Raw genomic sequence first — 23484 nt, 5'->3', positions numbered from 1 at the left:
GAGCGCACGCCCCGCCGGACCTCCCTGCACAACGGAGGAGGACGAGAACTGTGCGATCCCGCGGATCGGGCCCGGTCGCGGGGGCTCTATGCTTGACCCGGTCCGCGCAGTGGGGCGCGGCCGGCTCCGAAAGGAACGCGACGATGACGTCCAATACTCCGAACGGGCACCTCGGCGACGACGAGCACCTGGCGGTGCTCGGCTACGAGGGCAAGTTCGACCGATCCATGAGTCTGTGGGCGAACTTCGCCCTCGGCTTCACCTACCTCTCGCCGCTCGTCGGCGTCTACTCGCTCCTCGCCGTCGCGCTCTCGACGGGCGGTCCGCCCTCGATCTGGTGGATCGTGATCGTGGCCTGCGGCCAGCTGCTCGTCTCGCTCGTGTTCGGCGAGGTCGTCTCGCAGTACCCGATCCACGGCGGCATCTACCCCTGGGCGCGCAGGCTCTGGGGCCGGCGCTACGCCTGGCTGGCCGCGTGGGTCTACATCTGGGCGATGATCGTGACGATCACCTCGGTCGCCGAGTTCGGTTCCGGCTTCGTCACGAGCCTGCTCGGCATCGAGCTGACGCCCGAGGCGACGCTGTTCACCGCGCTCGGACTGCTGCTGCTCGCGCTCGCGATCAACTTCTCGGGCACGAAGTGGCTCGGGCGCATCGCCCGCATCGGCCTCGCGGCCGAGCTCATCGGCGTGATCGGGCTCGGGCTCTACCTGCTGATCTTCCAGCGCAAGCACGACTTCTCGGTGTTCTTCGACACGATGGGCACCGCCGGCGACGGCTCGTACGTGCCCGTCTTCCTCGCCTCGGCGCTCGCGGGCCTCTTCCTCTTCTACGGCTTCGAGGCGTGCGGCGACGTGGCCGAGGAGGTGTCGGATCCGGCCCGCCGGATCCCGCGCGCCATGATGATGACGATCTTCGTCGGCGCGGTCTCGGCGCTGTTCTCGTTCGGCGGCTACGTGCTCGCCGCCCCGAACCTCGAGGACATCGTGGCGGGCAAGGTCACCGACCCGATCCCGTCGATCCTCGACGCGACGCTCGGACCGGTGGGCGCGAAGCTGTTCCTGATCATCGCGATCCTCGCCTTCATCTCGTGCGTGCTCAGCCTGCAGGCCGCCGCCAGCCGCCTGCTCTACTCGTTCGCGCGCGACGGCATGCTGCCGGGGCACACCTGGCTGTCGAAGGTGTCGGAGCGCAGCAAGGTGCCGACCAACGCCCTCATCGTGGCGTGCACGGTGCCCGCGCTCATCTGCGTGCTGATCTACTTCAACAACGGGATCCTCGTCGCCGTGACCTCGTTCGCGATCCTCGGCATCTACCTGTCGTTCCAGATGGTCGTGTTCGCGAGCCTGCGCCAGCGCGTCAAGGGCTGGAAGCCCGCGGGCCCGTTCACCCTCGGCAAGGCCGGCGCCGTGGTCAACGTCGTCGCGCTCGCGTACGGGCTCTTCGCCATGTACCTGCTTGCGAAGCCGGGGGAGACGGGCGAGTTCTTCGCCGACTACGTCGTGCTCATCGGCCTCGCGGTCGTGCTGGTCACCGGCCTGGTCTACCTGTTCGTGGCGCGACCCGACCGCAAGTCGGACGCCCCGGAGGGGGATGCGATCGCGGTCTCGGAGGAGATCCGCCGGCGCACCGGCGCGGTCAAGACCCAGTAGCGCGACCCGCGGAAACGCCGAGGGCCCCGGAGCGGAATGCTCCGGGGCCCTCGGCGTTTCCGCACCGGGCCGCGCTACTTCGTCACGAGCGTCGGGTAGGCGTCGGGGTGCTCCTTCAGCCACTCGGTGACGGCCTCCGGCTCCTTGCCCTTGCCGAACTTGTTGACCACGAGGTCCTCGAGCGAACCGTACTCGGCGTCGTCGAGCTTGATCCCGGCGATCATCTTCGCGATGTCGGGGTGCTTCTCGCTGAAGCCCTTGTTCGCGAGGAAGTGCAGCGCCTCGGGCTTGCCCATCGCGCCCTTCGGGTCCTCGAGATCCTTCACGGGGAACTTGTCGTTCGCCCAGAACGGCCGCCACAGGGTCACCGCGATGTCCTGCTTCTTGTCGATCGCGTTCTGCAGGGTGGTGAGCATGGTCGCGGTCGACGAGGTCACGAGCTCGTATTCCTTGTCGAGGCCGTACTCGGGCATCATCGTGTTCTGCGTCTGCTCGGTGAGGCCCGCGCTCGGCTCGATGCCGATGATCTTGCCGTCGAAGCGCTTGGCGTTGCCCTTCAGGTCCTCGATCGAGTCGATGTCGACGTACTTCGGCACCGCGATGGTGAGCACCGCGTTGTCGTAGTACGCGCCGAGGTCCTCGATGTCCGTGCCGTACTTCTTCATATAGCTGGCGTGCGTCTTCTCGGACCAGGCCGACGGGTAGATGTCGACGTCGCCCTTGGCGAGACCCGTGTAGAGCACGGCGGCCTCGGTCAGCTCCTTCAGCTCGACCGTGTAGCCCTCCTTCTCGAGCTGGTCCTTCAGCAGGTAGGTCATGCTGAGACCGTCGGTCCAGGACGGCAGGAAACCGAGCGTGATCGTCTTGCCCGAGCCCGCACCGCCCGTCGCCTCGTCAGTGCCGCCCGAGGATCGGGTGACGGCGAGGCTGCCGACCGCGACGAGCGCGATCGCGACCACGGCGGCCGCGAGGCCGAACCACATGCGCTTCGCCTTCGCGCTCGGCGCGCGGCGGATCGAGCCGAGCACCGAGGAACGGTATTTGCTCGGGGTGCCGAGCGCGGCGGTGACGCGGTCGAGGAAGACGGCGAGGATCACGACGCCGAGGCCGGCCTCGACGCCCTGGCTGAGGTTCAGCGTCGAGATCGAGGCGATGACCTCCTTGCCGAGGCCGTCGGCGCCGACGAAGCCGGCCACGACCGCCATGGACAGGGCGAGCATGATGACCTGGTTGATGCCGGCCATGATCGTCGGCATCGCGAGGGGCAGCTGGATCCCGCGCAGGATCCGGCCCGGGGTCGCGCCGAACGCGTGGCCCGCCTCGACGGTCTCGGAGTCGACGCCGCGGATGCCGAGCTCGGTGAAGCGCACGCCCGGGGCGAGCGCGAAGATCACCGTCGAGAAGACGCCCGGCACCACGCCGATGCTGAAGAAGGTGACCGCGGGGATCAGGTACACGAACGCGGGCATCGTCTGCATGAAGTCGAGCACCGGCTTGACGAACGCGCTGAAGGCGTCGTTGCGCGCCGCCAGGATCCCGAGCGGCACCGCGATGATCACGGCGAGCAGCGTCGCGATCAGCACGAGCGCGAGCGTCTGCATCGAGGTCTCCCACTGGCCCATCGCGACGATGAGCAGGAAGCCGACGATCGTGCCGAGCGCGAGCTGCCACGAGCGCACGAACCAGCCGATCAGTGCGAACAGCAGGATCAGTGCGGGGAAGGGGACTGCGAGCAGCGCGTCGGTGAGGCCGGAGACCAGCCACTGCATGACGAAGCCGACGAAGTCGAGCAGCCAGGTGAAGGTGTCCTTGAACCAGTCGAGGGCGTCGGCGACCCAGTCGCCGACGGGGATGCGGAAGTCGTTCATCGGGTCGCCTCCTCGTCATCGGCAGTGCCGGATCCGGGCGCATCGGCGCCGTTCGCCGCGAGGGTCTCGGTGATCGTTGCGGCGGGGACGCCCGGCGCGGGCTCGATGATCGGGATCTCGGTGGTGACCGCGGGCAGGTCGGTCAGGGCCGCGAGCAGGGTCACGCGCGGCACGACGCCGATCAGGCGGTCCTGCTCGTCGATCACGGCGACCGGCAGCGGGCTCTCGACCGCGAGCTCGAAGAGCTCCGCGATGTGCTGGTCGGGGGACACGATCGACGGCGTCGGGCGCAGGCGCTTCGTGACGTCCGTACCGCCCTCGCGCACCTCGCGCAGCATGTCCTTGTCGCGCACGACGCCGAGCAGCTTGCGGCCGCCCGTCGTGACGAAGCAGGCCGAGGTCTGCAGGTCGCGCATGGTGCGCAGCGCGGTGCGCGGGCCGGCGCTCGCCGTGACGACGGCGAGCGGGGGCTCCATCACATCGCCCGCGGTGAGCACGCGGGCGCGGTCGACGTCCTGCACGAACTGCGCGACGTAGTCGTTCGCGGGATCGGTGAGGATGTCGTTCGGCGTCCCGACCTGCACGATACGGCCGTCGCGCATGACTGCGATCCGATCGCCGAGGAACATGGCCTCGTTGAGGTCGTGCGTGATGAACACGATGGTCTTGCCGAGCTCCTGCTGGAGCTCGATGAGCAGCTCCTGCATCTCGCGGCGGATCAGCGGATCGAGGGCCGAGAACGCCTCGTCCATGAGCAGGATGTCGGTGTCGGCCGCGAACGCGCGGGCGAGGCCGACGCGCTGCTGCATGCCGCCCGACAGTTCGCCCGGCAGCGACGACTCCCACTTGCTCAGGCCGACTCGGTCGAGCCAGCGCCGCGCGGTCGCGGTGCGCTCGGGCAGAGCGACGCCCTGCAGCTCGAGGCCGTAGGCCACGTTGTCGAGCACGGATCGGTGGGGAAGCAGCGCGAAGTGCTGGAACACCATCGACATGCGGTCGCGGCGCACGGCGCGCAGCTCGGCGGCGCCGAGGCCGACGACCTCGGTGCCGAACACCCGGATCGAACCGGCGGTGGATTCGTTGAGCCCGTTGAGCATGCGGATCAGGGTCGACTTGCCGGAGCCCGAGAGCCCCATGACCACGAAGATCTCGCCCCGGCGCACGTCGAAGCTCGCGTCGATCACCGCGGCGGTGCCGAAGGGGCGGACCTCGTCGCGGCTCGCGCCCGTGCGGAGGCGCTTCACCGCCTCGTTCGGCCGTCGGCCGAAGACCTTGAAGACGCTCTCGACCGCGATGGCGGTTCCGGGCTCGGAGGAGGCGCCCTCGCGGGCGTCTCGTTCGTGATCGGTGGGCGGTGCTGGCGATTGGATCGTCACAGACACTCCTCATGCGGGGACGCCGAAGGCACCCGCTGCGTGGTCCGGGTTCGGCGGTGGGGGAAGCCCGGGCGCGATCCTCTCGACCGCTTCGACCGGCGTCCTGCATGCCGCGGCCATCGGGACCGGCGGCCACCGCGAACCGTACGCCCGTCGCGCATCGAGCAGGTGCTCCCGCGGCGGCCGCGGACCAGGGTTTTTCGCGTGGAACGCTGTCTTCGACGCTAACAACGCGCATACGGGGTCGCAAGGTGAACCGGACGGATATCCTGCGAACGGTCGCGGGTAATCTTGTGCTGACCGGGAGTTAAATTCGTTACCCGTTCGTTACCCGGAGGTACGGATATGCGGCCGGAAAACCCTTGGTCTCGATCGGATTCCAATCCGCACGTCGGTTTCTGACGCGCATTTCACGCGGGCTAGGCTTCGACTACGCCCGGGGCTCCGCGCAGATTCCGGTACTCCAGACACCGTCTGGTGCCGCAGAGACAATCTGGGGCCGGAACATCCGCCGTGATCGCTACACTCGGTCCCCAGGCTCACCCCTCCTCCCTGACACTGAAGTAAGGAAATGGATCGATGAAGATTCGAGTGGTACTTCCCGCAGTCGCCGCAGTGGCGGCGCTCGCGCTCACCGGCTGCGTCAACAACTCCGACTCCGAAGGCGCCGGCGGCGGCACCAAGACCCCCGCGACGAGCGACATCAAGGCTGACTCGGCCGCGGTCGCCCTGCTCCCCAAGGACATCAAGGACTCGGGCAAGCTCATCATCGGCACCGACGCGTCCTACCCGCCCAACGAGTACAAGGACGCCAACGGCAACCCCACCGGCTGGAACGTCACCCTCGCCGACGCCATCGCCGCGAAGCTCGGCCTGAAGCCCGAGTGGCAGGTGTCGAAGTTCGACTCGATCATCCCGAACATCAACGGCGGCAAGTTCAACATGGGCTCGTCCTCGTTCACCGACACCCTCGAGCGTCAGAAGTCGGTCGACTTCATCGACTACTACCAGGCAGGCACCCTCTGGGCCGCGCCCAAGGGCAAGACCGTCAACCCCGAGGACGCCTGCGGCCTCAAGGTCTCGGTCCAGTCCGGCACCGTCCAGGACACCGACGAGATGCCCGCACGCCAGAAGGCCTGCAAGGACGCCGGAAAGCCCGAGATCCAGGTGCTGAAGTTCGACGGCCAGGAAGAGGCGACCAACGCCGTCGTCGTGGGCAAGGCCGACGCGCTCTCCGCAGACTCGCCCGTCACCCTCGCCGCGATCAAGGCCACCGGTGACTCGCTCCAGGCCTCCGGCGAATCCTTCGACAACGCCCCCTACGGCTTCGTCACCGCCAAGGACAGCGAGCTCACCAAGGCCGTGCAGGCCGCCGTCGAGTCGCTCATGAAGGACGGCACCTACACCAAGATCCTCACCGACGCGGGCGTCGAGGCCGGCGCCGTGAAGGAAGCCGTCATCAACGGCGGAAAGTCCTGAGCGTGACCGACCGCGCCGAGGCCGACAAACGGCCGTTCTACGACTCGGAGCCCATCGAGGCCATCCGGCTCAAGCACCCCGGGCGGATCATCCTCGCCGCCGTGCTGGTGATCATCGTCGGACTGTTCCTGTTCGACGCGTTCACCACGCGCGGCGGCCCCAAGGGCTACAACTGGCCCGAGGTCGCGAAGTACGTCTTCGACGTCCGCGTGATCCAGGCCGTCGGGTACACGCTGCTGCTCACCGTGTACTCGATGATCATCGCGATCGTGCTGGGCGTGCTGCTCGCCGTCATGCGGCTCTCGCCCAACCCCGTGGTCAAGGCGGTCGCGTGGGTCTACCTCTGGCTGTTCCGCGGCACCCCGGTGTATGTGCAGCTCGTGTTCTGGGGTCTCGTCGGGACCATCTACCAGCAGATCACGATCGGCAGCTTCTCGCTCAACGTGCAGGACCTGCTGCCCGCCTTCGCCCTCGCCGTGATCGGCCTCGCGCTCAACGAGTCGGCCTACATGGCCGAGATCGTGCGCGCCGGCCTGCTCTCGGTCGACAAGGGCCAGGACGAAGCCGCGACCGCGCTCGGCCTCGGCTGGTGGCACACCATGACCCGCGTCGTCCTGCCGCAGGCCATGCGCGTGATCATCCCGCCGACCGGCAACGAAGTGATCTCGATGCTGAAGACCACCTCGCTCGTCGTCGCCGTGCCGTTCTCGCTCGAGCTGTACACCCGCACCCGCGACATCTCGGCCGTCACCTACAAGCCGATCCCCATGCTGATCGTCGCGTCGATCTGGTACCTCGCGGTCACCTCGATCCTCATGGTCGGCCAGTACTACCTCGAGCGGCACTTCGCCCGCGGCATCGGGCAGCGGCCCGACGTCATGAAGCCGACCGTCGAGACCGCGGCCGTCGGCGTCATCACCGCCGAGGAAGCGAAGCTCGCGGCGATCAGGAACAGCGAGACGCACCCGACGTACACCGAGAACGACGGACGCACAGGAATCGTGCCGCCGGAAGGCGGACGAGGGGAGGGATGGCGATGAACGCCAAGACCAGCGTGCCCATGGTGAAGGCCGAAGGCGTCTCGAAGGCGTACGGCTCGAACCTCGTGCTCAAGTCCATCTCCCTCGAAGTGCAGCAGGGCGAAGTGCTCTGCCTCGTCGGCCCGTCCGGCTCCGGCAAATCTACCTTCCTGCGCTGCATCAACCACCTCGAGACCGTCAACTCCGGCCGCCTCTCGGTCGACGGCGAACTCGTCGGCTACCGGCAGGACAGCGACAAGCTGTACGAGATGCACCCCAAGGAAGCAGCGAAGCAGCGCCGCGACATCGGCATGGTGTTCCAGCGCTTCAACCTGTTCCCGCACATGACCGCCCTCGAGAACGTCATGATTGCGCCCACCCTGCTCAAGAAGGGCAACAAGGCGCAGCTCAAGGCGCGGGCTATGGAACTGCTCGCCCGCGTCGGCCTCGCCGAACGCTACGACTATTACCCGGCGCACCTGTCGGGCGGTCAGCAGCAGCGCGTCGCCATCGCACGAGCCCTCGCCATGGAGCCCAAGCTCATGCTGTTCGACGAGCCCACCTCGGCGCTCGACCCCGAACTCGTCGGCGAAGTGCTCGACGTGATGAAGGGCCTCGCCGAGAGCGGCATGACCATGGTCGTCGTGACGCACGAGATGGGCTTCGCCCGCGAAGTCGCCGACACGCTCGTGTTCATGGACGGCGGCGTGGTCGTCGAATCCGGCGACCCCGTCGAAGTGCTCACCAACCCGCAGCGGGAACGCACCAAGGCGTTCCTCTCGAAGGTGTTGTAGAACCTCGTTCGCGCCCGTCGGCGCCGGAATTCCGTGGGCCTGCAGAGCAGGGGACCCCGGCGTGTCTTCGCTTCGCTCGACACGCCAACCCTGATGCAGGCCCACGGAATTCCGGCACCGACGGGCGCTTCCGTGTGTTCAGCGCCTTGCTCGATCCACCGCTGAGGGTCGATAGGGTGAGGCCATGAGCGCGCTCCCGACCCTCGACGGCCTGTTCGGACTCGGCGGGCGCACCGCCCTCGTCACCGGCGGCAGCTCCGGCATCGGGAAGGCTATCGCCCGGGCGCTCGCCGGCGCCGGCGCCCACGTGCGGATCGCGGCACGCACCGAGGCTGCGATCGCCGAGACCGTCGCCGGGATCCGCGACGGCGGCGGCAGCGCCGCCGGGATCCCCGCCGACCTCGGCAGCCGCGCCGGCGCGCACGCGCTCGCGGACGCCGCGGGCGACATCGACATCCTCGTGAACAGCGCCGGGATCAACCTGCGTCCGCCGTTCGGCGACCTCACCGAAGCCGAATGGGACGCCACCATGGCGGTCAACCTCGACGCGGCGTTCGTGCTCGGGCAGCGCCTCATCCCCGGCATGGCCGAGCGCGGCTACGGCCGGGTGATCCACATCAGCTCGCAGCAGGCGCACCGCCCCTTCGCGAACAGCGGCGCCTACGGCGTCTCGAAAGCGGCGATCGAAGCGCTCGCCCGCTCCCAGGCCGAAGCCTGGTCGTCGCGCGGCGTGACCGCGAACGCGCTCGTACCCGGCTTCGTGCAGACCCCGCTGAACCGTCGCCTCAGCGCCGACCCCGAGACGGTCGCGGCGCTCGCCGCGCGCACGCTCGTCGGCCGCAACGGCGAACCCGAGGACTTCGGCGGGGCGGCCGTGCTGCTCGCCTCAGCCGCATCGGCCTACATCACGGGCCAGTCGATCGCCGTCGACGGCGGCTTCTCGACGCACTGAGCGCCGGGCGCCGGAGCGCTACGCGCCCTCGCCGAGGTCGTTCTTGATCTTGGTGGTCGAGACGCCCTCGGTGCGGTCGAGGTAGACGACCTCGCAGTAGTCGCGCAGGATCTCGAAGCGGGGGTCGCCCTCCCAGTCGCCCCCCATCACCACGGTGTCGATCTCGTACTTCTGCACGTCGCGGATCTTCTGATCCCACGCCTGCTCGGGGATCACGAGATCGACGTAGCGCACGGCCTCGAGCATGTTCTTGCGCGTCTCGAAGTCGTGGTAGGTCTTCTTGCCCTTGCCCGCGTTGAACTCCTCGGTGGACGCGGCCACGACGAGGTAGTCGCCGAGCGATCGCGCGCGGCGCAGCAGACGGATGTGCCCCCAGTGCAGCAGGTCGAACGTGCCGTAGGTCAGGATCCGCTTCACGGGATCTCCTTCCGTCTGGGTGGGCGGGTTCCCCCGAATGCTAGTACAGATGGGATGCCCCGACGGGGTCGGGACGGGGCACGCCCTGTTGCCGCGCAGCCGCGCGGCGTACGCTGGGAGGCAGTCGGAAGGAGTCCCGCCGAGGCGGGATCCGGAGGGAGGACACCATGAGCGGCGTCGAACGCACGGACCTGGGACGCGACCTCGAGTCGGATCCCGCGCACAACGTGGATCCGGGACGCGACTGGGCGGACGAGGGCGGAGCGACCTCGGAGGGGCCCGCCACGCACGAGGAGTCGGGCCACCCGCACCACGAGGAAGCCGAGGAGGCCTAGGCGCGAGCCGGCTTCAGATCGTAGGTGACCCAGGGCGTCTGCGTCGCCTCACGGTCGTAGATGCGGCGCGCGGTCTCGTTGTCCGCGGCCGTGATCCAGCGCACCAGCACGGCGTCCTCGTCGCGGGCGATCTCGGCGAGGCGGTGCAGCAGCGCCGTGCCGGCACCCGTTCCGCGCGCATCGGGCGAGGTGAACAGGTCGTCGAGGTAGAGCGCGTACGCGCCGTCGATGGGGCGTGCGAAGCGGCGGAAGTGCGCGAGCGCGACCGGGCGGCCCTCGGACTCGGCGAGGAGCGCGCGGGTCTCGTGCGCATCGTCCATCAGCCAGGACCAGACGGTGTCGAACACCGCCGGGTCGTGCGGCTTCGCGTAGAAGTCGCGGTAGCCGCGGTAGAGCTCCTCCCACGCCTCGCGGTCCTGCGGGGTGAGGAAGCGGACGACGGCTGCGCTGCGCTCGGTCACGAGAGTCGCTCCGTTTCGACGAAGAGGACGGGGGAGGTGCTGCTGAGGTTGGTGAGCCGGTGCTCGGCGCCGGCCTGGCGGGCGTAGCTTCCGCCCGGCACCTGCTCGGCCTCGGTCGAGCTGCCGTCGGCGAAGTCGATGCGCACCCGGCCCGGGAGCAGGGGGACGACGACGTAGTCGAAGTCGTGCCGGTGCATGGGGATGTGCCCGCCCGGGTCGATGGTCCACTTCGTGACGCGGAACCGTTCGTTCTCGAACTGGACCTCGCTGTGGCTGCCCGACGGCTGTTCGCTGATGTCGCTCATGTCGCCTCCTCGCTCCGGTCAGCCTATCCGCGGCCGCGCGCGGCGCGCATCCCGTCGGATCCCGCGCACCCGCCCGGATCCCGCGCGTCACGCGCGTGCGGTACGCTCGCCCACGCGGCGGCAGGGTCGCTGCGAGGACCGCACGCGAGCGTGCACGCGCGAAGGAGGAGACATGGCGATCGTCGATGTCGGCGTCTACCGGGAGGGCCGGCGGCTCGACGGGGTCGAGTCCATCCCCGAGGCGCACGCCCACGCGAGTCTGCTGCCCGGCGCGTTCGCCTGGGTGGGGTTGCTGCGCCCGACGCCCGAGGAGCTGGCGCTCGTCGCCGAGACCTTCGGGCTGCACGCCCTCGCGGTCGAGGACGTCGCCACGGGCAAGCAGCGTCCGAAGGCCGAGTTCTACGGCGACGTGCTCTTCCTCGTGCTGCGCCCGGCCCGCTACCTCGACGCGGTCGAGGAGGTCGAGTTCGGCGAGCTGCACATGTTCGTCGGCGAGAACTTCGTGCTCACGATCCGCCTGGCCGAGAACCCGTCGCTCGGCGAGGTGCGCCGGCGCATGGAGGACGAGCCCGAACTGCTCTCGCTCGGTCCCGGGGCGGCGGCCTACGCGATCCTCGACCGGGTGGTCGACGACTACGAGCCGGTCGTGCAGGGCCTGCAGAAGGACATCGACGAGATCGAGGACGAGCTGTTCAACGGTTCGGGCACGAGCGTCGCGCTCGCGCGACGCATCTACGAGCTCTCGGGCGAGGTGATCGCGTTCCAGCGGGCGACGGCACCGCTGCTCGGCCTCGTGCGCGACCTGCGGGCGCGCGAGGAGCGCCGCTCGGCGGGGATCCCGCTGTCGCCCGCTCCCGCGAGCGTCGCCGCGTGGGACGTGGAGCTGCGCCGCCACCTGCGCGACGTCGAGGACCACCTGATCCGGATCGTGGAGTTCGCCGACGGGTTCCGCTACATGCTGCGCGACGCGCTGAGCGTGCACCTCGGCCTCGTCGGCCGGGAGCAGAACGAGCAGATGGCGCTCATGACCGAGGCCTCGGTGCGGCAGAGCGACCAGGCGAAGAAGATCTCGAGCTGGGCCGCCATCATCTTCGCGCCGTCGCTCGTCACGGGCATCTACGGCATGAACTTCGACCTGATGCCCGAGCTGCACTGGGCCTTCGGCTATCCGGCGGCGATCGGGCTCATGCTGGCCTTCGCGGGCTCGCTCTACGTGATCTTCAAGAAGAAGGACTGGCTGTAGCGAGCGGCCCGGTCGCGGTCGCGGGATCCGACGCGCGCGCCGCGACGACGCCGAACGCGGCCTCGGCGACGGCCGCGACGAGCAGGATGCTGAGGATCGCCGTCCACGTGAATCCCGACTGGGAGAGCAGGCCGAGCAGGAGCGGCCCGGTCGCGGCGACCGCGTAGCCGATGCCCTGGCTCAGCGCCGAGAAGGTGGCGGTGGCGGCCGCGCTCGGCGCGGTGAAGACGATCAGCGCGATTCCGAAGCCGAACGCGGCGCTCTGCGCGATCCCGAGCACGGCGACCATGAGCGGCGCGAGGGCGAGCGGGGCGAACGCGAGCCCGGTGAGGCCCGCGGCCGACAGGATCGAGATCGTAACGACGATCGGGACGCGCAGGCGGCGTCGCGACGCGAGGGTCGGGGCGATGAGCGACGCGGGCAGACCCGCGACGCTCATCCAGGCGAGCAGCAGGCCGGCGTTCGCGGGCGGCATGCCGCGATCGGCGGCGATGGTGGGCAGCCACGCGGTGAGCGAGAAGTAGATGAGGGCCTGCGCGCCGAAGAAGCCGGTGACGGACCAGATACCGCGGGCGCGCAGCACCGAGCGGAAGCGCTGCTGCTGGCGCGGTTCGGCGCTGCGTCCCGCGCGCAGACGCGAGCCGAACGCGACGGCGAGCCCGGTGGCGATGAGGAGCGGCACGCCCCAGGCGGCGAGCGCCGGCCCGACCCGGTCGTCGAGCAGGTGCAGCACGGGCACCGAGAGCGCGGCGCCGGCGGCGGCGCTCAGCCCGAACGAGGTCGTGTAGATGCCGGTCCAGAAGCCGCCGCGGTGCGGCAGCGAGCGGCGGATGATCTGCGGGGCGAGGATGCCGAGCAGTGCGATCGCGGCGCCGACCACCACGGTGCCGAGGAAGAGGCCCGGTGCGGCGACGGGGCGCAGCAGCGTCGCGAGGGCCAGCGCGGCGAGCAGCACCGTGAGCGCGCGTTCGAGGCCGAGTCGCGAGACGAGCCAGGGGGCGAGCGGCGAGGCGAGGCCGAACAGGAGCACGGGGATCGCGCTCAGCACGGCGAGACCCGATGCGGGCAGGTGGTAGGCGCGGCCGATCTCGGCGAGCAGCGGCGAGACCGACGTGATGGGGAAGCGGACGCTGAGCCCGACTGCGAAGACGAGGGTGCCGGCGGCGAAGGCGTTCCGGGGGGAGCCCGTCACGGGCGTTCGTCGAGCAGGCGCTCCTGCTGATCGAGCACGCCGAGGGCCGCGGTCTGGGCGGCCTCGGGATCCTGACCGGCGATCGCCCGGTACAGCGCCTCGTGCATGTCGGCGCGGTCGGGGTCGTCGCCGTGCGAGAGGCACGAGGCGTCGGCCACGGACTCGCGCAGGGATGCGTCGAAGCTCGCGTAGATGCTGGAGAGCAGCTGGTTGCCCGAGGCCTCGGCGATGGCGAGGTGGTAGGCGACGTCGTGCTCGGTGAATCCGGCGGTGTCGGCGCGCTCGATCGCGGTGCGGCGCGCCGAGAGGTGCGCGGCGAGCGCATCGAGCTGCGCGGGCGTGCGGGACGCGGCGGCCTCGCGCGCGGCGAGCGCGTCGAGCGCGCGGCGCACGCGGATCACCTCGCGGCTGTCGGCGGTGTGGAGCGCGCGGCGCAGGGCGACCTGTGCCTCGTCGTCGGCGATGACGTAGGTGCCGTCGCCCTGCCGGGCCTCGAGCAGGCCGAGCTGCACGAGCGAGCGGACGCCTTCTCGGACGGAGGGTCTACTGACGCCGAGCACCGCGGTGAGTTCGGCTTCGGAGGGGATGCGGGTGCCGATCGGCCAGGTGCCGTCGGTGATGGAGGCGCGGAGTTGGTCGACGACGGTGTCGACGAGGGAGCGGCGCTGAATTTGTTGCACGTCTACATCCTTGCGTATCTGCCAAGAGGTATGGTTATCATATGTCAGATGACTTGACGGGTCCACCCTCCCGTCCAGCGATCGGAACGAGAATCTCGAAGGAGCGATCTTGAATCCTGCGACCCCTGGCAGCCCGCTGCGCACCCCCGGCCTCGTCGATGCGCATATCCACCCCGACAAGAGCGCGTGGGGCGGACCGTGGATGTCGCGCCGCCCGGCGACGACGCTCGTCGACCTCATCGACAACGACCGTGCGACCCAGTTCGCCTACACGCGGAGCGTCGAGGAACGCGCCTTCGCCCTGCTCTCGAACGCGCTGACGAACGGCACCCTCGCGATGCGCGCGCACGTCGACGTGTCGAGCGAGCTCGGGACCGCGAACGTCGAGGGCGTGCGCGCCGCGGCCGAGCGGCTGCCTGGACTCGACGTGCAGATCGTCGCGTTCCCGCAGTTCGGCCTGCTCACGAACCCGGGCACCCTCGAGGTCATGGCGGCCGCTCTCGACAGCGGGGCCGACCTCGTCGGCGGCATCGATCCCGGCGGGCTCGAGGGCGACCTGCACGGCCACCTCGACGCGGTCTTCGGGCTCGCGGATCGCGCGGGCCGAGACATCGACATCCACCTGCACGACGGCGGCGAGGACGGGCTCGCCCAGATCCGCGAGATCGCCCGGCGCACCGTCGTGGGCGGACGCCAGGGTCGCGTGACCATCGGGCACGCCTTCGCGCTCTGCGACGGGTCGCTGCCGAGCCTCGACGAGACGCTCGACATCGTCGCCGACGCGGGCATCTGGATCGCCACGTGCGCGCTCGGTCCCGATCCCGTGCCCGACATCGACCGCTTCGAGCAGCACGGCGTGCACCTCGTCGCGGGCTCGGACGGCGTGCGCGACTCGTGGAGCCCCTTCGGCACCGGCAGCATGGTCGACCGCGCGCACCTGCTCGCGTACCGCACGGGCGCGATCACCGACGCCGAACTGGAGCGGGCCTTCCGCATCGCCTCGACCGCGGGCGGCGAGATGCTCGGCATCGACGACATTGCGAACTGGGCCGGCCCGGAATCGGGTTCGGGCCTCGAGTTCGAAGCCGAGAACATCGCCCAGCTCGTCACCGACCGCCCGGCGCCGACGCGGGTGCTCCGCGACGGCCGCGACGTCCGACCGGCCGGCTGATCCCCGCCGACCCCAGCTCAGGAACAAAGGAGTTTCTCGCATGCACACCACCCGCACCCAGCGCGTCCGCCGATCCTCGGCGCGCGCCCTGACGGTCGCCGGTATCGCCGTCGCCGCCCTCGCCCTGTCCGCCTGCGCGGGCGGCGGCGGGGCGGCCGGCGCGAAGACCGGCCTCGGCGTCGATCTGAACAACCTCGCCACCGAGACCGCGGCGGCCAAGGGCCCGATCGACGCGATCACCTGGAACCTGCCGTACGAGCCGCTGTCGCTCGACCCGATGAAGACCTTCAACTACGCCGAGAACACGGTCGACGCGAACCTCTGCGACAGCCTGCAGCGGCTGAACCCCGACCTCACGACCGGCCCGGGGCTCGCCGAGAAGGTCGACACCCCGAACGACACCACCGTCGTCTACACGCTGCGCGACGGCGTGAAGTTCTGGGACGGCAGCCCGCTCACCCCGGCCGACGTGGTCTTCTCGATCGATCGCCAGAGCGGCGCCCACAACGCCGATTCCTACTACTCCGAATACTTCACGAGCGTGAAGTCGGTCGAGCAGACGGGCGCGAACCAGGTCACGGTGCACCTCTCGAAGCCCGATGCGCTCTTCGCGCAGGGCATGGCGACCGCCGCGGGCGCGATCGTCTCGAAGGCGTACGCGACGAAGACCGGCGAGAAGTTCGGCACGCCCCAGGGCGGGATCATGTGCACCGGCGCGTTCAAGCTCGACCGCTGGAACGCCGGCAAGGGCATCGACATCGTCAAGAACGACGCGTACTGGGACACGAAGCTGACGCCGAAGGTCGGCAAGGTCAGCTTCAGCTTCATCGCCGACGAGACGACGGCCATCAACGCGCTCCGCTCGGGCGACGTCGACGGCCAGTTCTTCTACCTGCCGCCGACCGGCATGCAGCAGCTGACCGACGGCAAGACGGTGCAGACCACCTACGGCAAGTCGTTCGTCTTCTTCACGCTCGCCGGGGCGTCCGATTCGGGTCCCTTCGCCGATCCGAAGGTGCGCCAGGCGCTGCTCGACTCGATCGACCGTCAGGCGATCTCCGACGTCGTGTTCCAGAAGGCCGCGATCCCCGCGCCGACCCTGGCCGGCCCCGACTACTGGGGCGACCAGAAGTCCCTGTTCGACCCAGCGTTCAAGAAGTTCGGGACGAAGCCGGATCCCGGGGCGGCGAAGCAGCTGCTCGCGGGCGTCGACACGAGCAAGGAGATCACCATCGCGATCCAGGGCTCGTCGGCCGTGCACGAGCAGACCGCGAACCTGATCCAGGCGGCGGGCCAGGCCATCGGCCTGAAGATCAAGACCAAGGTGATCCCGGTCGAGCAGTACGGCAACCTCTACTACGACCCGAAGGCGCGCGCGGGCCTCGACGCGTTCTTCACCACTTGGTACGGCAACGTCACCGACCCCCTCGACGTCTACCAGGTCTTCACCACGGGCGGTGCCAACAACTTCGGCAACTACACCGGGGTGAACGACCTCGTCCAGCAGGCCCGATCCACCCTCGATCCCGCTGAGCGCGCGAAGACCACCGTCGAGATCCAGGCGAAGGTCACGAAGGACCTGCCCTGGACGCCGCTCACCTATCTGCCGACGATCCTCGTGCAGAACGACAAGATCACGGGCGCGGTGCCCTCGATCGCCTACCTGTCGTACCCCTGGGCCGCCACCATCGGCAGCGCCAAGTAACCGAACCTCCTCCGCACCGAACCCACTTTCCTCAAGGAGAACCATGTCCAAGCGTTCCTACGCGCTGCTCGGCGCCGCTGCTGTCGCCGCGCTCACCCTGTCGGCCTGCGCCGGCGGCGGCACCCAGAGCGGTGGCGGCGACGGCGGCAAGAAGTCGACCGCGTTCAGCGTCGACCGCTCCAAGCTCGTCAGCACCACCGAACCCGGATCGAAGCCGGTCGACACCCTCAAGTGGAACCTGCCGTACGAGCCCATGTCGCTCGACCCGATGCTGACGTTCAACTACGCCGAGAACACGGTCGACGCCAACCTCTGCGAGGGGCTCACCCGGCTCACCCCGGATCTCGGCTACGAGAACGCGCTCGCCGAGAAGGTCGAGAACCCGAACGACACGACCGTCGTCTACACGCTGCGCGCCGATGCGAAGTTCTGGGACGGCACCCCCGTCACCGCCGACGACGTCGTGTACTCGCTCGGGCGCCAGGTCGGTCCGATGTCGAAGACCTACTGGGGCGACTACTTCACGAGCGTGCAGTCGGTCGACAAGACGGGTGCGAACCAGGTGACCGTGCACCTCAAGGAGCCCGACGCCCTGTTCGAGAAGGCCATGGCGAGCGCCGCCGGCGCCATCGTGTCGAAGGCCGCGGCCGAGAAGGCCGGCGAGAAGTTCGGCACGCCGCAGGGCGGACTCATGTGCTCCGGCCCGTTCAAGCTCGCGAGCTGGGATCCGGGCAAGGCGATCCACCTCGAGAAGAACGACGCCTACTGGGACAAGAACCTGATCCCCAAGGTCTCGAAGCTCGACTTCGGCTTCATCACCGACGAGTCGACCGCGATCAACGCGCTGCGCTCGGGCGACGTCGACGGCCAGTACTTCTACCTGCCGCCGGCCGGCCTCAGCCAGATCACCGACAGCGCCGCGAAGATCACCTTCGGCAAGTCGTACATCTTCTGGAACCTGCGCGGCCTCGCCAAGACCGGGCCGTTCGCGAAGCCCGAGGTGCGTCAGGCACTGCTCGCCGCGATCGACCGCCAGGCGATCGCCGACGTCGTGTTCCAGGGCGCCGCGGTGCCCGCGAAGACCCTCGCCGGCCCCGCCTACTTCGGCACGGGCCCGCAGGAGAAGCTGTTCCAGGACGCGTACGCGAAGTTCGACACCAAGCCCGACATCGCGAAGGCCAAGGAGCTGCTCGCGAAGGCCGGCGACGTCTCGGGCGAGATCACGCTCGGCGTGCAGGGCTCGTCGGCCGTGCACGAGCAGACCGCGAACCTGATCCAGGCGGCCGGTCAGGCCATCGGCCTGAAGATCAAGACCAAGGTGATCCCGGTCGAGCAGTTCGGCAACCTGTACTTCGACGAGAAGTCGCGCGTCGGCATCGACGGCTTCTTCACGACCTACTACGGCAACATGACCGACCCGCTCGACGTCTACACCTCGTTCACGCCCGGCGGCAGCCACAACTTCTCCGACTACAACGCGGCCGGCGACGACATCATCGCGGCCCGCAAGACGGCCGACCCGGCGAAGCGCGCCGAGCACACGATCGCCGCACAGGAGAAGATCACCCGCGACGTCCCCTGGATGCCGCTGAACGACCTGCCCGTGATCCTCGTGCAGAACGGCAAGGTCTCCGGCGCCACCGCGTCCTCGGCCTACCTCTCGTACCCCTGGGCCGTGACCATCGGCGGGGTGAAGTAGACCCCGATGTCCGTCCCCGCATTCCTCCTGCGACGGGCGGGGGGCCTCCTCCTCGTCCTGTTCGTCACCTCCTTCATCGTCTTCGGACTGATGTACCTCGCCCCCGGGAGCCCGCTGAGCTTCGTGCTCGGGCCCCGGGGCGGGACCCCGGAGCAGATCGCCGCGGTCACCGCGCAGTACCACCTGAACGATCCGTTCATCGTGCGCTACTTCGCCTGGCTCGGCGACCTGTTCCAGGGCAACCTCGGCGACTCGATCGTGTACCGGCAGCCGGTCGGCGACCTGATCGCCGGCCGCGTCGGCACCACCGTCGCGCTCATCGCCTTCGCCACGGTCATCATCGCGATCGTCGGCATCGGCCTCGGGCTCATCGCCTCGCTCAAGGGCGGCTGGCTCGACACCGTCATCACGACCCTGTCGACGCTCGGTCTCGCGACCCCGACCTTCGTGATCGGCGTCGCGCTGATCAGCCTCTTCGCGGTGGGCACCGGCTGGTTCCCCACGAACGGCAGCGGCGGCGGCGGCTTCGACTCGATCTGGCACCTCACGCTCCCGGCGATCGCGCTCGCGGTCGCGAGCGCCGCCTACCTCGCCCGCATCACGCGAGCGTCGGTGCTCGAGGAGGAAGGCCGCGAGCACGTGCAGACCGCCGTCGCGCGCGGCCTGCGCTCGCCGCTCATCATCCGCCGCCACGTGCTGCGCAACGCGCTGATCCCCATCACCACGGTCATGGGGCTCACCGTCGCGACGCTCATCGCCGGCGCAGTCGTCGTCGAGAGCGTGTTCGCGCTCGACGGCCTCGGCTCGCTGCTGGTCCGCGCGATCCTGCAGCGCGACTTCGCCGTCGTGCAGGCCGTCGTCCTCGTGCTCGTGGTCGCCTTCGTCGTGATCAACGCGATCGTGGACTTCCTGTACACCCTCATCGATCCGCGCATCCAGCTCGGGAGCAAGCAATGAACGCCAACGCAGCGCCTCGTACCACCCAGATCGCGCTCGCGAAGGCGCGGAACCAGGATCCCGGCGCGTTCACGCTCCTCCTGCGCAAGCTCGGCCCGCTCGGGATCGCGGCGAGCATCGTGCTCATCGTGTTCGTCCTCGCGGCCGCGCTCGCACCGTGGATCGCGCCCTACGATCCCGACTTCCCCGATCTGCTGTCGGCCCTCAGCGGCCCCAGCGCCCAGCACCTGCTCGGCGCCGACGCCCTCGGCCGCGACCTGCTGTCGCGGCTCATGTGGGGCGCGCGGATCACCCTGCTCGGCCCCGCGCTCGTGATCCTGATCGCGACCGTGGTCGGCGTGGTGCTCGCCCTGCTCGCCGCGTGGAACCGGGGGATCGTCGACACCGTGATCTCCTGGATCCTCGACGTGCTGTTCGCCGTCCCCGGCATCGTGTTCGGCCTGATCGCGGTCGCGATCTTCGGTCCGAACCTGATGACTGTCGTGGTCGGCCTCTCCATCGGCTACATCCCCTACGTCGCCCGCGTGGTGCGCGGCGCCGCGCTGCGCGAGCGGAACATGCCGTACGTGCAGGCCGCCTGGCTGCAGGGCCAGTCGGGCTTCGGGATCAGCCTCCGCCAGATCCTGCCGAACGTGCAGCCCATCGTGACCGCCCAGGCGGTGTCGTCCCTCGGCTTCGCCGTCGTCGACCTCGCCGCGGTCTCGTTCCTGGGCCTCGGCGTGCAGCCGCCGACCGCCGACCTCGGCCTGATGGTGAAGAGCGGCTTCGACTCGATGCTGCGCGGCCAGGCCGGCGAAGCGATCACCGCGGGCCTCGCGATCGTGCTCATCGTGTGGAGCATCACCGTGATCGGCGACCGCCTCACCTCGAACGCAAGGAGCATCCGATGAGCCAGCCACTGCTCGAGGTCGACGACCTCCGCGCGAGCCTCGTCACGAAGTACCGCAGGCTCGACCTGCTGAACGGCGTCAGCTTCACGCTCGACCGCGGCGAGGCGATCGGCCTGGTCGGCGAGTCGGGATCGGGCAAGTCGCTCACCACCCGCGCGATCATGCGGATGCTCGCCAAGGGCTTCCGCACCGAGGGCGACATCCGCTTCGGCGGCGAGTCGGTGCTCGGCATGAACCGGGAGCGGCTGCGCCGGTTCCGCGGCACCGACGTCGGGATCATCTTCCAGGATCCCCGCGCCCACGTGAACCCCGTGCACACCGTCGGCGACTTCCTCACCGAGGCGCTCGTGCGCGAGCGCGGCGTGAGCCGGGATGCCGCCGAGCGCCGCGCCGTGCAGATGCTCGACGAGGTCGGCGTGCGGCACGCGGAGCGCCGCCTGAAGCAGTACCCGCACGAGCTCTCGGGCGGCCTGCTGCAGCGCGTCATGATCGCGAGCGTGCTGCTCGCCGAGCCGCAGCTGATCCTCGCCGACGAGCCCACCACGGCGCTCGACGTCACGGCGCAGTCCGACGTGATGGCGATCATCGAGGAGCAGCGCCGCGCGCGCGGACTCTCGCTGCTGTTCATCACGCACGACCTCGAGCTCGCGAACGCCTGCTGCGACCGCCTCGCGGTCATGTACGCGGGCGAGATCGTCGAGCAGGGCGCGCACGTCTACGACGCGCCCACCCACCCCTACACGAAGGAGCTCATGGGTGCCCGCCCGAGCATCGACGAGCGGCTCGACCGGCTCCCGGTGCTCGAGTACAACCTGGAGATCCACGAGGAGCTGAAGGCGAGGGCGCAGGCATGAGCGTCGAAGCTGCATCCGCCGAGACGCTGATCCGCGTCTCCGATCTGCGCAAGGTGTTCCCGGCGCCCCGGGGCACGAAGGGCGAGGACGTCGTCGCGGTCGACGGGGTCTCGTTCGAGCTCCGCGCCGACGAGTGCCTCGCCATCGTCGGCGAGTCCGGCTCCGGCAAGACCACGGTCGCCCGCATGATGGTCGGCCTCGAGACCGTCACCTCGGGGACCGTATCGGTGCTCGGGCAGGACCGCACGGCCGCGCCGCGCAGCCTGAGGGATCGCCGCGCCCGCGCCCGCGAGGTGCAGTACGTGTTCCAGGACCCGTACTCCTCGCTCAACGGGAGGCAGCGGATCGGCGACGTCATCATGTCGAACCTGAAGCTGCACTCCGGATCGTCCGCGGGTCTGAAGGCGCGCGCGCAGCAGATCCTCGACTCGGTGGGGCTCCCGCAGCGCTTCTTCGACCGCTACCCGCGGGAGCTCTCGGGCGGGCAACGGCAGCGCGTCGCCATCGCCCGCGCGCTCGCCGCCGACCCGAAGGTGATCGTGCTCGACGAGGCGGTCGCCGCCCTCGACGTGTCGATCCAGGCGCAGATCCTCAACCTGCTCTCCGACATCAAGGCCGAGCGGAAGGTGAGCTACCTGTTCATCTCGCACGACCTCGCCGTGGTCAACCAGATCTCGGATCGCATGATCGTGATGGAGAACGGCCGGATCGTCGACGGCGGCGACACCGCCGAACTGCTCGCGAACCCCACCCACCCGTACACGCGCGCGCTCCGCGCCGCCGTCCCCGGGCCCGGGTGGAAGCCCGTGCGCCGAGAGCAGCTCGCGTCGTGACCGCGGCCGGCATCACCGCGGTCCGCGCGGCGTTCGTCATCGCCTTCGACGAGCGCCGCGCGGGCGGCCCCGGGTTCGTCGGGCTGCGCGACGCCGTGGTGCACGTGCGCGGCGACCGGATCACGGCCGTCGCGCACGGCGCCGACGGTGCCGCGCTCGAGGCGCTGGCCGACGAGACGATCGATCTCGGCGAGAGTCTGCTCATGCCGGGCCTCATCGATCTCGAGGGGCTCGTCGACATCGATCACCTGCTGCTCGACTCGTGGTGGAGCCCCGGGCACGAGGCGCGCCTCGAGTGGTCGGAGGCCTACGCGCGGGCGCCCCGCGAAGTGCTCGACCCCGAGGAGCGCAGCACGCTCCGCCGCTACGGGCTCGTGCAGCTCCTGCTGCACGGGATCACCGCGGCGATGCCGATCTCGACCGAGATCCACGGCGCCTGGGCCGAGACCCACGACGACCTGCTCGACACCGCCCGCACGGCGAGCGAGCTCGGGATCCGCACCTTCCTCGGCCCGTCGTACCGTTCGGGCGTGCACGTCACGCGCGCCGACGGCTCCGCCGGGATCCACTGGGACGAGGCGAAGGGCGAGGCCGCCTTCGCGGGTGCCGTGCGGTTCCTCGACACGGTCGACGCGCTCGACGATCCGCTCGTCACGGGCGTGCTCGTGCCCTGCCGCATCGAGACGGTGAGCGACGCGATCCTCGCCGAGACGGGTCGCGTCTCGGCCGAGCGCGGCGCGCTCGTGCGGGCGCACGCCACCCAGGGGCTCGACTCCGAGATCGGCGTGCTCGAGCGCGAGCGCGGCACCTCGCCGCTCGACCTGCTCGATCGCAGCGGGCTCCTGAACGAGCGGTTGATCCTCGCGCACGGCGTCTACCTCGACGTGCACCCCGACGTGCACGGCGAGGATCGCGGCGACCTCGCGCGGTTGGCCGCGGCCGGCGTCTCGATCGCGCACTGCCCGCTCACCAACGCGCGCTACGCGTTCTGGCTCGAGCAGCTGTCGCAGTACCTCGACGCCGGGGTGAACATCGGGCTCGGCACCGACTCGTTCCCGCCCGACCTCGTGCGCGCGATCGACGCGGGCGTGCAGCTCGCGAAGGCGCAGCACGAAGACCTCGGGCGCGGCATGCTGGCCGAGTACGTGGAGGCGGCGACGCTCGGCGGCGCCCGCGCGCTGCACCGCCCCGACCTGGGCCGCATCGAGCCCGGGGCGGCGGCCGACCTCGTGGCGTTCTCGCTCGCGGATCCGCGCATGGGCGCGATCGATGATCCCGTGCGCACGCTCGTGCTCGCGGGCACCGGGCGCGACGCGTGCTTCAGCATGGTCGCGGGACGCGTGGTGATGCGCGACGGCGCGATCCCCGGCATCGACCTCGACGCGCTGCGCGCCGAGGGGCAGCGCATCTTCGAGAAGCTGCGTGCCGCCTACCCCGAGCGCGACGCGCTCGCGGGGCCCGGAGGATCGAGCGAGGCGGAGCTCTTCCCGCCGGTGTTCCCGAGGGTGCCCGCTCAGGTCGACGCCGGGGCCTGAGCGCGGGGCCCGTCGGTCTGGGGCGCCCACGTATTTCGGCGAGTGGCGGCACACCGCTCGAATACGC

The 23484-nt window shown here is 69.8% G+C and carries 22 protein-coding genes and 1 pseudogene; 15 read left to right on the top strand and 8 right to left on the bottom strand.

All coding sequences use genetic code 11. From position 1 onward, the window contains the following. Positions 1–143: 143 nt before the first annotated feature. Positions 144–1652, top strand: a complete 1509-nt coding sequence (locus tag ABD169_RS01325; RefSeq protein ID WP_344028326.1) for an APC family permease — start codon at positions 144–146, stop codon at positions 1650–1652. A gap of 74 nt (positions 1653–1726) precedes the next feature. Here the strand turns inward: ABD169_RS01325 and ABD169_RS01320 are convergent, their stop codons facing one another. The 3 genes and pseudogenes from ABD169_RS01320 to ABD169_RS01310 all read right to left on the bottom strand — a co-directional run bounded on the left by ABD169_RS01320 (position 1727) and on the right by ABD169_RS01310 (position 4764). Continuing rightward, positions 1727–2635, bottom strand: coding sequence for a glycine betaine ABC transporter substrate-binding protein (locus ABD169_RS01320; protein WP_344031602.1), 909 nt, complete (start codon positions 2633–2635; stop codon positions 1727–1729). A 153-nt stretch (positions 2636–2788) separates the two neighbouring features. Beyond that, positions 2789–3253 (bottom strand): annotated as a pseudogene (locus tag ABD169_RS01315) (ABC transporter permease); the annotation flags it as partial. Positions 3254–3516: 263 nt separating this feature from the next. Continuing rightward, positions 3517–4764, bottom strand: a complete 1248-nt coding sequence (locus tag ABD169_RS01310; protein ID WP_425560956.1) for a quaternary amine ABC transporter ATP-binding protein — start codon at positions 4762–4764, stop codon at positions 3517–3519. 723 nt (positions 4765–5487) lie between these two features. Here ABD169_RS01310 and ABD169_RS01305 point away from each other — a divergent pair. The 4 genes from ABD169_RS01305 to ABD169_RS01290 all read left to right on the top strand — a co-directional run bounded on the left by ABD169_RS01305 (position 5488) and on the right by ABD169_RS01290 (position 9140). Next, complete coding sequence (locus ABD169_RS01305) at positions 5488–6375, top strand: ABC transporter substrate-binding protein (protein ID WP_231580893.1); 888 nt, start codon at positions 5488–5490, stop codon at positions 6373–6375. Between the two features lie 2 nt (positions 6376–6377). Continuing rightward, positions 6378–7415, top strand: coding sequence for an amino acid ABC transporter permease (locus tag ABD169_RS01300; RefSeq protein ID WP_344028321.1), 1038 nt, complete (start codon positions 6378–6380; stop codon positions 7413–7415). Further along, positions 7412–8188, top strand: coding sequence for an amino acid ABC transporter ATP-binding protein (locus ABD169_RS01295; protein WP_344028317.1), 777 nt, complete (start codon positions 7412–7414; stop codon positions 8186–8188). The genes ABD169_RS01300 and ABD169_RS01295 overlap by 4 nt, the downstream gene beginning before the upstream one ends. Positions 8189–8372: 184 nt before the next feature. Then, positions 8373–9140, top strand: coding sequence for an SDR family NAD(P)-dependent oxidoreductase (locus ABD169_RS01290; RefSeq protein WP_344028314.1), 768 nt, complete (start codon positions 8373–8375; stop codon positions 9138–9140). A gap of 18 nt (positions 9141–9158) precedes the next feature. On the opposite strand, the gene tagD is transcribed toward ABD169_RS01290, so the two are convergent. Further along, positions 9159–9557: a glycerol-3-phosphate cytidylyltransferase gene (gene tagD, locus ABD169_RS01285; protein ID WP_046456459.1), complete on the bottom strand. Its 399-nt coding sequence runs from the start codon at positions 9555–9557 to the stop codon at positions 9159–9161. Between the two features lie 167 nt (positions 9558–9724). Here tagD and ABD169_RS01280 point away from each other — a divergent pair, with 167 nt between their 5' ends. Then, entirely contained in the window at positions 9725–9892 is a 168-nt protein-coding gene (locus ABD169_RS01280) for a hypothetical protein (protein WP_156175078.1), read from the top strand. On the opposite strand, the gene ABD169_RS01275 is transcribed toward ABD169_RS01280, so the two are convergent. Both ABD169_RS01275 and ABD169_RS01270 read right to left on the bottom strand, forming a co-directional pair. After that, entirely contained in the window at positions 9889–10353 is a 465-nt protein-coding gene (locus tag ABD169_RS01275) for a GNAT family N-acetyltransferase (RefSeq protein WP_344028307.1), read from the bottom strand. The genes ABD169_RS01280 and ABD169_RS01275 overlap by 4 nt on opposite strands. Next, complete coding sequence (locus ABD169_RS01270) at positions 10350–10658, bottom strand: cupin domain-containing protein (protein ID WP_344028304.1); 309 nt, start codon at positions 10656–10658, stop codon at positions 10350–10352. Before ABD169_RS01270 ends, ABD169_RS01275 begins: the two co-directional genes overlap by 4 nt. 172 nt (positions 10659–10830) lie before the next feature. Here ABD169_RS01270 and ABD169_RS01265 point away from each other — a divergent pair, with 172 nt between their 5' ends. Continuing rightward, the gene (locus ABD169_RS01265) at positions 10831–11901 is read left to right on the top strand and encodes a magnesium and cobalt transport protein CorA (protein WP_046456462.1); all 1071 of its coding nucleotides are present in this window, start codon (positions 10831–10833) and stop codon (positions 11899–11901) included. Here ABD169_RS01265 and ABD169_RS01260 read toward each other — a convergent pair. Together ABD169_RS01260 and ABD169_RS01255 are read right to left on the bottom strand one after the other, a co-directional pair. Then, positions 11879–13093 carry an MFS transporter gene (locus ABD169_RS01260; RefSeq protein WP_344028301.1) on the bottom strand — a complete coding sequence of 405 codons (1215 nt, stop codon included), beginning with the start codon at positions 13091–13093 and terminating at the stop codon, positions 11879–11881. The two genes, ABD169_RS01265 and ABD169_RS01260, sit on opposite strands and share 23 nt — an antisense overlap. Then, positions 13090–13773, bottom strand: coding sequence for a FadR/GntR family transcriptional regulator (locus tag ABD169_RS01255; RefSeq protein WP_344028298.1), 684 nt, complete (start codon positions 13771–13773; stop codon positions 13090–13092). The genes ABD169_RS01260 and ABD169_RS01255 overlap by 4 nt, the downstream gene beginning before the upstream one ends. Positions 13774–13882: 109 nt before the next feature. On the opposite strand from ABD169_RS01255, the gene ABD169_RS01250 reads away from it, so the two are divergent. From ABD169_RS01250 to ABD169_RS01215, 8 genes are read left to right on the top strand one after another with little or no spacing between them, the layout of a single operon-like run. Continuing rightward, complete coding sequence (locus ABD169_RS01250) at positions 13883–14944, top strand: amidohydrolase family protein (RefSeq protein WP_344028295.1); 1062 nt, start codon at positions 13883–13885, stop codon at positions 14942–14944. Between the two features lie 40 nt (positions 14945–14984). Then, complete coding sequence (locus tag ABD169_RS01245) at positions 14985–16649, top strand: ABC transporter substrate-binding protein (protein WP_344028292.1); 1665 nt, start codon at positions 14985–14987, stop codon at positions 16647–16649. 43 nt (positions 16650–16692) lie between these two features. Then, complete coding sequence (locus ABD169_RS01240) at positions 16693–18348, top strand: ABC transporter substrate-binding protein (RefSeq protein WP_344028288.1); 1656 nt, start codon at positions 16693–16695, stop codon at positions 18346–18348. A gap of 6 nt (positions 18349–18354) precedes the next feature. Continuing rightward, positions 18355–19305, top strand: a complete 951-nt coding sequence (locus tag ABD169_RS01235; RefSeq protein WP_046456468.1) for an ABC transporter permease — start codon at positions 18355–18357, stop codon at positions 19303–19305. After that, positions 19302–20195, top strand: a complete 894-nt coding sequence (locus tag ABD169_RS01230; protein ID WP_344028283.1) for an ABC transporter permease — start codon at positions 19302–19304, stop codon at positions 20193–20195. The genes ABD169_RS01235 and ABD169_RS01230 overlap by 4 nt, the downstream gene beginning before the upstream one ends. Next, on the top strand, positions 20192–21049 hold the full coding sequence (locus ABD169_RS01225; RefSeq protein WP_344028281.1) for an ABC transporter ATP-binding protein: 858 nt from the start codon (positions 20192–20194) through the stop codon (positions 21047–21049). Before ABD169_RS01230 ends, ABD169_RS01225 begins: the two co-directional genes overlap by 4 nt. After that, positions 21046–21882 carry an ATP-binding cassette domain-containing protein gene (locus ABD169_RS01220; RefSeq protein ID WP_344028279.1) on the top strand — a complete coding sequence of 279 codons (837 nt, stop codon included), beginning with the start codon at positions 21046–21048 and terminating at the stop codon, positions 21880–21882. The genes ABD169_RS01225 and ABD169_RS01220 overlap by 4 nt, the downstream gene beginning before the upstream one ends. Beyond that, complete coding sequence (locus tag ABD169_RS01215; protein ID WP_344028276.1) at positions 21879–23417, top strand: chlorohydrolase family protein; 1539 nt, start codon at positions 21879–21881, stop codon at positions 23415–23417. Before ABD169_RS01220 ends, ABD169_RS01215 begins: the two co-directional genes overlap by 4 nt. Positions 23418–23484: the final 67 nt, after the last annotated feature.

The organism is Leucobacter iarius, from assembly GCF_039530105.1.
Lineage (GTDB): Bacteria > Actinomycetota > Actinomycetes > Actinomycetales > Microbacteriaceae > Leucobacter > Leucobacter iarius.
This window is presented reverse-complemented; position numbering and strand designations above follow the sequence as displayed.

Excerpts from the sequence above, each read along its gene's own strand:
- ABD169_RS01325 (WP_344028326.1), top strand. The coding sequence starts at position 144 with ATGACGTCCAATACTCCGAACGGGCACCTCGGCGACGACGAGCACCTG.
- ABD169_RS01320 (WP_344031602.1), bottom strand. The coding sequence starts at position 2,635 with ATGTGGTTCGGCCTCGCGGCCGCCGTGGTCGCGATCGCGCTCGTCGCG.
- ABD169_RS01295 (WP_344028317.1), top strand. The coding sequence starts at position 7,412 with ATGAACGCCAAGACCAGCGTGCCCATGGTGAAGGCCGAAGGCGTCTCG.
- ABD169_RS01290 (WP_344028314.1), top strand. The coding sequence starts at position 8,373 with ATGAGCGCGCTCCCGACCCTCGACGGCCTGTTCGGACTCGGCGGGCGC.
- ABD169_RS01280 (WP_156175078.1), top strand. The coding sequence starts at position 9,725 with ATGAGCGGCGTCGAACGCACGGACCTGGGACGCGACCTCGAGTCGGAT.
- ABD169_RS01270 (WP_344028304.1), bottom strand. The coding sequence starts at position 10,658 with ATGAGCGACATCAGCGAACAGCCGTCGGGCAGCCACAGCGAGGTCCAG.
- ABD169_RS01265 (WP_046456462.1), top strand. The coding sequence starts at position 10,831 with ATGGCGATCGTCGATGTCGGCGTCTACCGGGAGGGCCGGCGGCTCGAC.
- ABD169_RS01245 (WP_344028292.1), top strand. The coding sequence starts at position 14,985 with ATGCACACCACCCGCACCCAGCGCGTCCGCCGATCCTCGGCGCGCGCC.
- ABD169_RS01240 (WP_344028288.1), top strand. The coding sequence starts at position 16,693 with ATGTCCAAGCGTTCCTACGCGCTGCTCGGCGCCGCTGCTGTCGCCGCG.
- ABD169_RS01235 (WP_046456468.1), top strand. The coding sequence starts at position 18,355 with ATGTCCGTCCCCGCATTCCTCCTGCGACGGGCGGGGGGCCTCCTCCTC.
- ABD169_RS01230 (WP_344028283.1), top strand. The coding sequence starts at position 19,302 with ATGAACGCCAACGCAGCGCCTCGTACCACCCAGATCGCGCTCGCGAAG.
- ABD169_RS01225 (WP_344028281.1), top strand. The coding sequence starts at position 20,192 with ATGAGCCAGCCACTGCTCGAGGTCGACGACCTCCGCGCGAGCCTCGTC.
- ABD169_RS01220 (WP_344028279.1), top strand. The coding sequence starts at position 21,046 with ATGAGCGTCGAAGCTGCATCCGCCGAGACGCTGATCCGCGTCTCCGAT.